Source organism: Aliivibrio sp. S4MY1 (genome assembly GCF_028765545.1).
Lineage (GTDB): Bacteria > Pseudomonadota > Gammaproteobacteria > Enterobacterales > Vibrionaceae > Aliivibrio.
The window spans coordinates 209716-222298 of sequence record NZ_JARACP010000003.1 but is presented as its reverse complement, the minus strand read 5'-3'; the positions used below and the strand labels follow the sequence as shown (position 1 = coordinate 222298).

The following is a 12583-nucleotide window of genomic DNA, read 5'->3' as shown; positions in this document are numbered from 1 at the left end:
ACTCATCGATGACGGCAACAATTTTTTAACTCAACTTTTTTGATAATGCTTACATTTTTTTTAGATGCTTTCCACATTATTAAGATACCAAAAGTCGATAAAACGTAAAAAAACGTAATCTTTACAGCCAGAGTACTGAGAGTTAAGGTACACTCTATGTACTATATTATATAAAACAATTTTTGCAGGACAAACCACCATGAGAAAACTGCTTCCACTCTTAATTGGAATGGCATTAGGTAGTTTCAGCTCTTTAGCTGCTGCCGATGACCTTGCGCAAGTATACAATCAAGCTAAAGAAAATGATCCTCAACTTCTAAGAGCTGCTGCGACTAAAGATGCCGCTTTTGAAGCAGTGAATTCATCTCAAAGTTCGTTATTACCACAAATTAATTTAACTGCGGGCTACAATATGACCCGTAGTAACTACGATTCTAATGAGCAAGATGTATTAAACGCAGGTATTTCACTATCCCAAGAACTATACCAACGTTCTAGCTGGGTAAGCTTAGATATCTCTGAAAAAAGTGCTCGCCAAGCTGATTCTGCGTATGCAGCAGAACAACAAGGTGTAATTTTGCGTGTTGCTCAAGCGTACTTTGATGTGTTACGTGCTAACGACAATCTTGAATTTGTACGTGCAGAAAAAGCAGCGGTTGGTCGCCAACTTGAGCAAACGAAACAACGTTTTGATGTGGGTTTATCTGCAATTACCGATGTTCATGATGCACAAGCACAATACGATAGCGTATTGGCAAATGAAGTATTAACAGAGAACCAACTAGTTAATAGCTACGAAGATCTTCGTGTTATTACTGGTCAAGGTCACACAAAACTAAGTGTATTAGATACTGAGCGCTTCTCTGCTAGCCCTTCAACACAAAGCTCTGATAGTTTAATTGATGAAGCACAACAAAAAAACTTAAGTCTATTGGCTGCTCGTATCAGTGCTGATGTTGCAAAAGATAATATCTCTCTAGCAAGCTCTGGTCACATGCCATCACTGACTTTTGATGCATCTTATGGTTATACCGATGTTTCAGGAACAAATTCTCCACGAACTGATTATGATGCAAATGATTTAAAAGCTGGTATTAATTTAGTTGTTCCTATTTATACTGGTGGTAACACGAGTTCATTAACGAGCCAAGCTGAGTTCCAATACGTTGCAGCAAGCCAAGATTTGGAAGCGACTTACCGTGATGTGACGAAAAATGTTCGTGCATTTAACAACAACATCAATGCGTCAATTGGTGCATTAAAAGCGTACGAGCAAACGGTAATCTCGGCAAAATCAGCATTAGAAGCAACAGAAGCAGGCTTTGATGTTGGTACACGTACTATTGTTGATGTATTAGATTCAACGCGTCGTTTGTATGATGCAAACCGCAACCTAGCAAACGCTCGTTACGACTACATCTTAAGTGTCCTTCAGCTCAAACAAGCGGTTGGTACATTAAGCGAGCAAGATATCATGGATATCAACGCGGGTTTAAAAGCAAACAAAACCACGCAAGCTAAATAAGCTAATACCCATCGTATACATTTTATTATGGGCATAGCACAAACAAAAAAGCCACATTACTATAATGTGGCTTTTCTTTTATGCATTACGGATGATATTAACCGCGACCGCCTTTAATTGCTTCAATGATGCCTGTTGTTGAACAACCATCTTCAAAGTTTAATACTTTCACTTCACCGCCAGCAGCAATCACTTCTGCACCACCCGCAATGTCTTCGATTGCGTAGTCACCACCTTTTACAAGTAAGGTTGGCAATACTTCAGAAATAAGACGCTGAGGTGTGTCTTCAGAAAAAGGAACAACCCAATCAACCGCACCTAGTCCTGCCAATACCGCCATACGACGATCTGTTGGGTTGATAGGACGACCAGGGCCCTTTAAACGCTGTACTGATTCGTTAGTGTTAACCGCTACAATCAGGCGATCGCCTAATTCTGCTGCGTGGTTTAGATAAGAAACATGACCTGCATGTAAAATATCAAAACAACCATTGGTCATTACTACTCTTTCACCACGATCACGAGCTTGTTTTACCGCATTAACCAAAGCATCTTCACTGATAATTCCAAAACCAGAATCTTGGCTACCGTGAATCGCTTCTGCCAGTTCAATGGTTGATAGCGTCGATGTACCCAGCTTACCAACAACTACACCTGCTGCTGCATTCGCTAATGCACATGCTTCATCAAGTGGTTTGCCTGTTGATACTGATGCAGCTAAAACAGAAATAACCGTATCGCCTGCACCTGTCACATCAAACACTTCACGCGCTTGCGTAGGTAAATGCAATGGTTCCATATCACGACGAAGTAATGTCATGCCGTGCTCACTACGCGTAACAAGTAACGCTTCGAAATCAAACTCGTCGATAATCAGCTGGCCTTTGGCAACCAGATCGTCTTCGTCTTTTACTTTGCCAACAACCGTTTCAAATTCAAGCATGTTTGGTGTTAATAATGTTGCACCACGGTAACGTTCAAAATCAGCGCCTTTAGGGTCGATAAATACAGGAACATTTACTTTGCGTGCTTCTTGGATCATTAACTGAACGTGCTCTAATGCCCCTTTTGCATAATCAGATAATACAACCGCTTTTACTTTTGATAACGTAGCTTGCATACGGCTGATTAAAGGCTCAGCAGGAACATCATGGAAGCTTTCTTCGAAATCCAAACGGATAAGCTGTTGACCACGGCTCATCACTCGTAGTTTGGTAATCGTTGGAAACTCAGGAAGAGAAACAAAATCACAATGCACTTTTAATGACGCTAATGTCGCTGTTAATGCTTTTGCTGGTTCATCATCCCCAACAAGACCAACAAGATGAGCATTACCGCCTAACGCAGCAATATTCATGGCAACGTTTGCTGCACCACCAGGACGCTCTTCAATATTATTTACTTTAACCACAGGCACTGGTGCTTCTGGTGAAATACGAGTTGTTGGACCACCCCAATAGCGGTCAAGCATTACATCACCAACAATCAATACACCGGATTGTTCGTAATTAGGAAGTGTCGGTTTCATTCTTTTCTCCGGGTAATAAACAGCAAATCATCTACCATTATTGGTTTGTGCTATCTATTAAAATTATCTGCTATAAATGGTAGCATTTACGCAAGTTCTGCGCCAACTTAGAAAGAGTAAACTCTAGGTTTAGTAAAACTTACTCACCAAACCATTGATTCCAAGCAGTTACTACCGCTTTTCTCTCTCCATTAAAATTGGTATCGGCAACATCGGCATCAAAACCTAATAAATTTCGATGATGGATTTCATTTCTCATTACGCAATAAGCATGAATTAAGGATTGAGATAGTTCCTCACTCATAACGTCCTGCTCCGCAAAGCTTTCGAAAATACGAACATTATCAGACCATCGGGTGAGTTTTGGCGCTTGGTTAGCGTGATTTAACACTAAGTATTGGGCTAAAAACTCAATATCAGTAATACCACCCGTATCTTGCTTCAACATAAAACGTCCTGCTTTCTTTCCGCCTAAATGATCTCGCATTTTCTCGCGCATCTCGACAACGTCTTGTTGTAGTTTTTTTTCATCTCTCTCTAGGCAGAGAATATCATGCCGCGTTGCATTAAATGCAGACTGCAACGTCACATCCCCATAAATCATACGAGCACGAACCAGAGCTTGATGCTCCCATGTCCACGCCTCTTCTCTTTGGTATTCATCAAATGCTTTACTGGTGCTCACCAATAACCCCGATGCGCCTGATGGACGCAAACGGGTATCAACTTCATATAAAATCCCAGAAGGGGTACGCACAGAGAAGATATGAATAATTCGTTGTGCTAATCGCAAATAAAACTGACGACCATCAATCTCTTTTTTACCATTGGTATAAGTATTCGTATCGCAATCATGCATAAACACAATATCAAGATCCGAGTTATAACCAAGCTCCCAGCCACCAACCTTACCATACCCGATCACAGCAAAACCTTTACTGTCTCGGCCTTCAAGATGAGTTGGCTCACCAAATTTTTCAGTGACTTGTAACCAGGCTTGATTAACTACCGCTTCAACTATTGCTTCTGATAAATAGGTTAAGTGATCACTTACTTTCATTAATGACAAACCACCCGCGATATCGGAGGCTGCAATTCTAAGTAAACACACCTGCTTAAACTGACGTAGAGCTTCCATCTGCTGTTCCATGTCATCTTCAGGAATGCGGGCAAGAAATTCATTCAATTCAATTTTATATTGGCTCAACTCAATTGGGTTATAGAGTTGATTAATATCCAATAGTTCATCCAATAGTATCGGATAACGAGTCAGTTGCTCTGCTACCATTGGGCTTGCTGCACACAAACGAACTAAATGTTGTAATGCGCCATTGTGCTCATCAAGCAATTCTAGATACGTGGTTCTAGTCGCAATGGCCTGAATCAATTTCGTTAATCGAGGCAAGGTGTCACTTGCGTCTTCTCGGCTAATCACAATACTGAATAATTTAGGCATTAAGTGCATGATCGCTTCACGCCCTCTTGGGCCTAACGTTTTCTTTTTAAGTTCACCTTTAAACTCAATAATATGACGAGTGAGCGATTCTGCTTGTTCTGCGTTCAACTCTTGTAAAATATTCTCAAGCACTTCAGGGTTATGTGCCATATCCCATAATTCGGCATACGACTTATCAATGCTATTTTCTTGCTCTTCTTCATCATGACCAATCAAATTTTCAAACACCGAATGTATACTATTCATGTGCTTTTCAATCGCGCTATATAATTCATCCCAATTAGCCATTCCCATAGCAAAAGCCAAGCGAGATTGATCTCTGTCGTCCATTGGTAATGTCTGAGTTTGCTTATCTCCAATCGCTTGTAGTAAGTTCTCTAAACGACGTAAGAAGCAATAACCGGTGGTTAACTCATCCACCTCTTGAGTGGTTAACTGCCCTAACTCTTTAATTGCGTCTAATGTCTCCAATAATCCACGACCACGCAAAGAAGGCTCTCGACCACCACGGATAAGTTGGAATACTTGAGCAATAAATTCAACTTCTCGAATACCACCAGGGCCAAGTTTAATATTATCATTCAAACCACGGCGACGTACCTCGGTGGTAATCATGGATTTCATTCGACGTAAGGCTTGAATAGCACCAAAATCAATATAACGACGAAAAACAAATGGGCGTAACATTTGGCGAAGTTCTTGATAATGGCTGTAAGTTTCTTTGCCCATCACTCGCGCTTTTATCATCGCGTAGCGTTCCCAATCACGACCTTGTTCTTGATAGTAATCTTCTAACGCCGCGTAGCTCATGACTAATGGACCACTTTCCCCAAATGGACGCAAACGTAAGTCAACACGATAACAAAAGCCATCAAATGTGGTTTGATCTAATGCTTTAATGATCTTCTGACCTAAACGAGTAAAGAATTGAGCATTCGCTATACTTCGGCGAGCACCTTCAGTTTCTCCATTTTCAGGATAGGTGAAAATCAAATCAATATCTGATGAGAAGTTTAATTCTCCACCACCCAACTTTCCCATCCCTATGATCAGCATAGGTTGCGCCTCACCTTGTGCGTTTCTTGGTGTTCCCCAGTCAATACACGCCTGCTTATAAAGCCATTGGTATGATTCAACAATCAAGGCTTCAGCTAATAAAGAAAGGTGAGATAAACTGATTTCTAAAGACCAATGATGCCCCTCTACTTCATGAGCTAACGTAAAGTCACGCCACGCGATATAGGCCATTTCACATCGACGGAAATAGCGAAGCTCTCGCATTAACGCATTTTCATCATTGCATTGTGATAAGCGCTCTTGTAATCGAGAGCGGTACTCTTCACTGCGATCAGTAATTTCAAACATTGATGGGAAGCGTTGACATAACACTTCGTCTTGCTGAAATGCCTCATGCAAGAAATCACTGCATCCTAAGGCTATCGAGAGCTGCCCCTGCAATGTATTAGGCCACTGCTGTATATGGGAAATATGAGTTAACTCTTGTTGGCGACGTTCTGCTAATGACGCTAATGAGGATGGCAAAGACATGATATTCCTTATCGAAAATTCCTTATGACCGCCAAGTACGATCAGACTTTTAATACTGTGCCAAATTTTGTTTTTCGCCGCAAATAAAAACGCCTACAACTGAGTGTAGGCGTCAATAAAATCAGGTGAAATGATTTAAATTTTGAAGACTTTCATCTTAGCTTCTAACTCTTCGGCATTTTTTTGCATCTCTTCAGACGTTTCTGTCAATTCTGTCATCACGACAACAGAAGCCTCAACCAATTCTCTAACATTAGTTAAGTTTTGATCCATCTCTTCTGCCACCGAGCTTTGTTGATCAGCAGCACTTGCGATTTGGAAATTCATTTCATTAATATGATTCACTTGATTTACAATACTGTCTAACTCTGTACCTGCATTAGTTACAAGCTCTACGCCTTCAGCTGCCTCAACAACACTTTTTTCCATCAGCTCAACGGCTTGATTTGCACTGTTTTGTAATTGAGTGATCATCTCTTGAATTTCAACCGTAGCACCTTGCGTACTTTGTGCTAGGTTTCTTACCTCATCGGCAACTACTGCAAAACCACGCCCTGCATCACCAGCTCGAGCCGCTTCAATCGCTGCGTTTAATGCAAGTAAATTGGTTTGCTCAGAGATACCACGAATCGTTTCAACAACAGAACTGATAGAGACCACTCGCTCTTCTACTTGGTTTACTACTTCTGCTGACGCTGCAATATCACCAGATAATGCTTGGATCTTAACAATTGTACCTTCAACAAACTCTTGACCTACTTTTGCCTGAGTTTGTGCTTGCTCTGTACCAATTGATGCGTTACGTGCACTTTCAGCCACATTTTGCACGGTTGAACTCATCTCACTCATAGCTGTTGCCAATTGATCGATTTCAGCAAACTCTTCTTGAGCCGCTTCTTTTGTTCCTTCCATACTAATGGTCATGATTTCCGTCAGTTCAGAGAGCTCTTGAGAGGCTGATAACTGAGTTTCCACCACGCTTTTTAGCTGCAATCGTGTTTTATTCAACTCTCTAGCTAAATCACCAAACTCATCTTTGCAGTTCATTTCAACAGGTTCTGATAAGTTTTGTGCTGCTATCTGTTTCATTGAATCATTTAAATAGCGCATTTGGCGTAGCATAATATTTGAAGCGCCAAGTAAAATAACCATGAAAGTGACAATCATAATTATCGTCTGCCAAATCACTTGGTATAAGTAATCTTGATAGTACTGCTCAGCACCTTCTGAACTTTGAGAAGCAACAACCACCCAGTTATGATTATGTACCTTCTTCGCAAATTCATAACGAGAAGAATCATTAATTGAGTACGCTTGTTGAGTAGATAGGCTGCTAATCAGTTGTTTTAATGAAGAACCCCCATCAAGAGAGCCTGAAAGTGAAGAAAGAGAACGGGTAGATTTATGACCAAAAACTGTGCCGCTATCACGATCAATCACATAAATATAATTACCTTGAGACCATGCTTTTGATTGAACACTAATCGCTTCACTTGCCAATTCTTTACCATTAGGCTTATGATTTAAAATTCCATTTATCAATTCAGCGTTAGCAATGGCGGACTCTTGAGCTTTTTCTTTCTGAATAGCAATTACAGATTGGTAAAAGGTATTTGCATCCCACAACTGCTTAGTTACTAACAGCGCGGTACTAAATACCATTAAAATGACCAATTTTGGCACTAATTTAATATCAGTGACCAGCCTTTCCCATGGCCTAAACGTTATTGCTGACATAGTCTTTCCCCACTACCTTTCAGAATCGATTTTTTTAGTGCATGATTAATAGCTTCAATCGTGCACTCTTCAATATTATATCGACGGATACCCATAAATAATTAACATGAATCATAACAAAATTGATCTAAGACCCTTGAGCTTAATGTCACTGATACTTTCCTTTTTATCACTAATTGTGATCTCAAGCCTGCTGTTTGTACCACTAGATCACACTAGTCGCACCATGCTAATCGCACTCGACACTATTATATGTGGTCTCTTTCTCTTTCAGCTTAGTCTTGATTTATTTCGCAGTAAGCACCGCCTCCAATATTTAAAAGATCACTGGATAGATTTTGTTGCGAGCATCCCCATAATCGAGCCTATTCGTTACGCTCGGATTTTCCATATTTTACGTATATTCCGTTTACTTCGATCTAGTCAATCTTTGTTAAAACAAATTCAATCAAATCGAAAAGAAGCCACTATTGCTTCAATTTTAGTATTAATGGTGACGCTTATATCTTTAGGTTCTGTCTTTATGTTGATGTTTGAAGGATCAAACCCTGAAGCAAACATACATACAGCAGGAGATGCGATATGGTGGGCCTTTGTTACAATATCAACCGTCGGTTATGGTGACCATTATCCAGTGACTGTTGCAGGGAAAGTACTAGCGGTGTTGATTATTTTATCAGGGGTTGGCATCTTCGGTATGATCTCGGGGTTGATAACCTCAATTATTACAGAGCCCGCAAAAGTAGAACAAAGACGACACGAACAGAAAGAAAAACACGATCGAGATGAAAAGCTTCACTTATTATTACAGCAACAAAGTGAAATACTAAAAAAACTAGAACGAATAGAAAATAAAAAAGAGAAGTAATCAAACAGGGTTGCTTGCTAACTTCTCTTCTTGTTACCGCTTAATCTAAATCAATTAAGAGTAATATAAATACTATTGCCAGTATGGAGGGTATTCAAGCCCAGCTCTGCGAGTTTGTTCCATGGCATGTAAGATCGATCGTTCTTGGCGAAGTAACCAGCGCTGTAGTTGCTCTCGCTCTTCTTCATCTTCAAGCGACTGCACTCGTGAACGAAGTGGCTCTAAACTCATTAGATCACCAATACCTTGTAATAGGTCTAACCAAGGTAAGCGAAAGCCCTTTCTGCGTTCATCATCATAAATTAATGCAAAACAGGTTCCTGTCATTAGATTTCGACGCAAACGCATTTTTTGCTTAAAATAATCAGTAGGTAATAACTGATTTGATGTTGAAAACGCTGAATCTAGTGCTTCCCATGTTCTATCTAATAATGTACCTGAATGGCCATCAATAGATTCTTGTAATATTTGACGCTTCTTATCATCTAAAAATGGCTGCCAATCTCGCGTTAAGATCCAACGACTCAAATCAAGCAACAAACCACAGTAGCGAGCTGACATTAATAAAGAAAGCATTTCATCTTGGCTTGGTAGACTCGCTGCACTCTCTTTTAAACTTGCAACAAGAAATTTACGAGCATCCAGTTTTCTCAGCACATTCCCTTTTTCTTCAATTAAGTAAGCAAGGTGCTCTGATTCATCTAACCAATGTAACTCATCTTCTAGCCATTTCAGTTCTTGGCGTAATAATTCACTCGCACGTTTTGGTACCATTTCACCAAAGACTAAAAAGATTTGTCGTAAAAAGGCAATCGCAATTCGAATTTCTTGTAATGCTAATTTATCTTGAGTATCGATATAAATCTGCTCATGATAATGCCAGTGCGATAATGCATGTTCTAATGAATTAACAAAACACGTTTCAACGCTGTCTGTTGATTCTGTTCTTACTAATGTTAGCGGTTTTACATTATCCGCTGGTGTATCCATAGCTAAACGGTAGCCTTTTGCCGCTTTACTTTGGTTACCTAAACGCATTCCACCAGAGCTGCATAAATCTCTAGCAAGTGTAAATAATGCATCGGTTTGACCCGATTTAAGTTCAAGCTCCACTTCACAAATTGGTGTGGTTTTATCTCCAGCAATAACCTCTCCTTGATCAAAAGCCAATTCAATTTCACTGCCATCAGGCATTGCAACCAGCCACTGTTGACGAACAAAATTGGTGGAGAATAAAGGATACAGTTGTGCTTGGAGATCATCTAAAGCGATGTCATTTGGCCATGCGTCTTCAGGGTGTAAATGCACATTTGGAGTGTCTGAATCATGTTCAGCATTGTATTCTGGTCGCTGATGTAATCCAGCTACAACACGCCCTGCTGTCTTTAATGTTTGTACTCGCTCATCATTAAATCGTCGGATTCTAAGCCCAGTATCATGCTTACGAAGATGCTGCTCAGGAGTATCAAAATAGATGTTTCCTAAGTGAAGACAACTCTGCTCTATAACTCTTGCACCTGAAATTTTGTCTATAATGGTGTCTACAAACTCAGGAAAAACAAAAAATTTTAGTTCTATTTCAGTTTCCATAATGACCTCATAACCGTTGTCTTTCCAAGGATATGGCTTAAACTGTCCGGTATCAAGCTAGAAATAATGCCAAAACCATGATCTAAAGTAGTTTTATTGATAGTGGGATTGGGTTAACATTCGCGCCTTTATGGCCATCGTCTAACAATTCACCATTAGGTGCTACTTGTTTTATAGGTTAAGAAACCATGCCAGTAAATACTATTATGGGGTTATTCGCAAAGTCCCCAATGAAACCTTTGCAGCGACACGTTGTTTGTGTCAATGAATGCTGCTCACTGCTTGTTCCGTTTTTCGAAACGTGTGCAAAAGGTGATTGGGAAAAAGCGAACGAACTTCGTGCACAAATTTCTCATTTAGAGAAAGAAGCGGACGTACTAAAACGAGAAATTCGTTTAAAACTTCCTCGTGGGTTATTCATGCCTGTTGATCGTACCGATATGCTCGGTCTATTAACTCAGCAAGATAAACTTGCAAACCTGGCTAAAGACATCGCAGGTCGCGTTGTTGGTCGCCAACTTGAAATTCCAAGCTCTATGCAGGATGCATTTTTAGCTTATGTTCAACGTTGTTTAGATGCGGCTAATCAAGCGCAAGAAGTGATCAGCGAATTGGACGAGCTATTAGAAACCGGCTTTAAGGGACGTGAAGTCACTTTGGTTGCTGAGATGATCAATAAATTAGATATCATTGAAGATGATACTGATGAATTGCAAATTCAACTGCGCCAGCAACTCATGAGCATCGAACACAAGTACAATCCGATCGATGTTATGTTCCTTTATAAAATTCTTGAGTGGGTTGGCGGCATTGCCGACCAAGCACAGCGTGTTGGTTCTCGTTTAGAACTAATGCTATCTCGCTCATAAGTTTGTGATTCAGTAACAGGTAATACAATGGATATTCTTGCTAACTACGGCACGACCCTAATTTTAGTTGCGGCCTTCTTCGGCTTCCTTATGGCGATTGGTATTGGTGCAAATGATGTTGCCAATGCAATGGGCACCTCTGTAGGGTCTAAAGCACTAACAGTAAAACAAGCAATCATCATTGCTATGATCTTCGAATTTGCAGGGGCATACCTTGCAGGTGGCGAGGTTACAGATACAATTCGTAAAGGGGTAATTGATACCTCTCTTTTCGCTCATCAGCCTGAAGTATTAGTGTATGGCATGATGTCAGCATTGCTTGCTGCTGGTACTTGGTTATTACTTGCTTCTTATATGGGTTGGCCTGTATCAACTACTCACTCTATCATCGGTGCAATCATCGGTTTTGCGTGTGTTGCTGTGGGTACCGAAGCGGTTGATTGGAGCTCAGTACAAGGTATTGTTGGTAGCTGGCTAGTTACCCCACTGATCTCTGGTATCTTTGCTTATATGATCTTTATCAGTGCTCAACGACTGATATTTGATACTGACAAACCACTCATGAATGCAAAGCGTTTTGTTCCTGTTTACATGTTCATTACGACAATGGTTATCGCTCTAGTTACTATCAAAAAAGGCCTTAAACACGTTGGTCTTCATTTAAGTAACGGTGAAGCATGGGTTGCCTCTGCTGGTGTGTCTGCTTTAGTGATGGTTGGTGGTTACATCTATATCTCTCGTAAATTTGCAAACACAGTAAATGATGAAAAAGACAGCCGTGGTTTTACTGGCGTTGAAAGCATCTTCAGTACATTAATGGTTATCACGGCGTGTGCAATGGCATTTGCTCATGGCTCTAACGATGTTGCTAACGCGATTGGTCCACTGTCAGCTGTTGTTTCAACCGTTGAACATATGGGTGAAATCACAACGAAAAGTACCATTGCTTGGTGGATCCTTCCTCTAGGTGGTATTGGTATCGTTGTTGGTCTTGCAACATTAGGCCATAAAGTAATGGCAACCGTAGGTACAGGTATCACTGAACTAACACCAAGTCGTGGTTTTGCTGCTCAACTAGCAACTGCATCAACGGTAGTATTAGCTTCAGGCACTGGTCTTCCTATCTCAACAACGCAAACTCTTGTAGGTGCTGTATTGGGTGTGGGCTTTGCTCGTGGTATTGGCGCATTAAACTTAGGTGTGGTACGTAACATCGTAGCATCTTGGGTTGTTACTCTGCCTGCTGGTGCTCTATTAGCTGTTGTTTTCTATTACCTAATGCAAGCTGTCTTTGGTATAGGCGCTTAAGTAAGCCTAATCAATTTTGAAACAAATGCACAAAGAGGAGAGTAAAATCTCCTCTTTTCTTGCATCTGGGCCCAAATATTTTTAGTATCTATACCTTCGTTTGAATCGCGATTAATGCATAGATAAATTTTTTACGTAAGCGATTCAGGATCTA

Annotated in this window: 8 protein-coding genes; 4 read left to right on the top strand and 4 right to left on the bottom strand. The window is 40.5% G+C overall.

Translation table 11 applies throughout. The features are described 5' to 3' along the window. Positions 1–199: 199 nt before the first annotated feature. Entirely contained in the window at positions 200–1525 is a 1326-nt protein-coding gene (gene tolC, locus PVK71_RS05140) for an outer membrane channel protein TolC (RefSeq protein WP_274419436.1), read from the top strand. A 97-nt stretch (positions 1526–1622) separates the two neighbouring features. Here the strand turns inward: tolC and hldE are convergent, their stop codons facing one another. The 3 genes from hldE to PVK71_RS05125 all read right to left on the bottom strand — a co-directional run bounded on the left by hldE (position 1623) and on the right by PVK71_RS05125 (position 7794). Then, entirely contained in the window at positions 1623–3053 is a 1431-nt protein-coding gene (gene hldE, locus PVK71_RS05135) for a bifunctional D-glycero-beta-D-manno-heptose-7-phosphate kinase/D-glycero-beta-D-manno-heptose 1-phosphate adenylyltransferase HldE (protein ID WP_274419435.1), read from the bottom strand. Positions 3054–3192: 139 nt separating this feature from the next. Continuing rightward, a complete protein-coding gene (glnE, locus tag PVK71_RS05130) occupies positions 3193–6057 on the bottom strand; it encodes a bifunctional [glutamate--ammonia ligase]-adenylyl-L-tyrosine phosphorylase/[glutamate--ammonia-ligase] adenylyltransferase (RefSeq protein ID WP_274419434.1) in 2865 nt (954 codons plus the stop codon). A gap of 135 nt (positions 6058–6192) precedes the next feature. Then, positions 6193–7794: a methyl-accepting chemotaxis protein gene (locus PVK71_RS05125; RefSeq protein ID WP_274419433.1), complete on the bottom strand. Its 1602-nt coding sequence runs from the start codon at positions 7792–7794 to the stop codon at positions 6193–6195. A gap of 106 nt (positions 7795–7900) precedes the next feature. Here PVK71_RS05125 and PVK71_RS05120 point away from each other — a divergent pair, with 106 nt between their 5' ends. Then, positions 7901–8662, top strand: a complete 762-nt coding sequence (locus PVK71_RS05120; RefSeq protein WP_274419432.1) for an ion transporter — start codon at positions 7901–7903, stop codon at positions 8660–8662. 72 nt (positions 8663–8734) lie between these two features. Here PVK71_RS05120 and PVK71_RS05115 read toward each other — a convergent pair whose 3' ends face one another. After that, on the bottom strand, positions 8735–10252 hold the full coding sequence (locus tag PVK71_RS05115) for a CYTH and CHAD domain-containing protein (RefSeq protein WP_130043937.1): 1518 nt from the start codon (positions 10250–10252) through the stop codon (positions 8735–8737). A 188-nt stretch (positions 10253–10440) separates the two neighbouring features. Between PVK71_RS05115 and PVK71_RS05110 the strand changes: the two genes are divergently transcribed. Then, a complete protein-coding gene (locus tag PVK71_RS05110) occupies positions 10441–11121 on the top strand; it encodes a TIGR00153 family protein (protein WP_130043936.1) in 681 nt (226 codons plus the stop codon). A gap of 27 nt (positions 11122–11148) precedes the next feature. Continuing rightward, a complete protein-coding gene (locus PVK71_RS05105) occupies positions 11149–12429 on the top strand; it encodes an inorganic phosphate transporter (protein WP_130043935.1) in 1281 nt (426 codons plus the stop codon). The last annotated feature ends 154 nt before the right edge of the window (positions 12430–12583 follow it).

Coding starts and splice junctions, on each gene's coding strand:
- PVK71_RS05115 (WP_130043937.1), bottom strand. CDS start 10,252: ATGGAAACTGAAATAGAACTAAAATTTTTTGTTTTTCCTGAGTTTGTA.
- hldE (WP_274419435.1), bottom strand. CDS start 3,053: ATGAAACCGACACTTCCTAATTACGAACAATCCGGTGTATTGATTGTT.
- glnE (WP_274419434.1), bottom strand. CDS start 6,057: ATGTCTTTGCCATCCTCATTAGCGTCATTAGCAGAACGTCGCCAACAA.
- tolC (WP_274419436.1), top strand. CDS start 200: ATGAGAAAACTGCTTCCACTCTTAATTGGAATGGCATTAGGTAGTTTC.
- PVK71_RS05125 (WP_274419433.1), bottom strand. CDS start 7,794: ATGTCAGCAATAACGTTTAGGCCATGGGAAAGGCTGGTCACTGATATT.
- PVK71_RS05110 (WP_130043936.1), top strand. CDS start 10,441: ATGCCAGTAAATACTATTATGGGGTTATTCGCAAAGTCCCCAATGAAA.
- PVK71_RS05120 (WP_274419432.1), top strand. CDS start 7,901: ATGAATCATAACAAAATTGATCTAAGACCCTTGAGCTTAATGTCACTG.
- PVK71_RS05105 (WP_130043935.1), top strand. CDS start 11,149: ATGGATATTCTTGCTAACTACGGCACGACCCTAATTTTAGTTGCGGCC.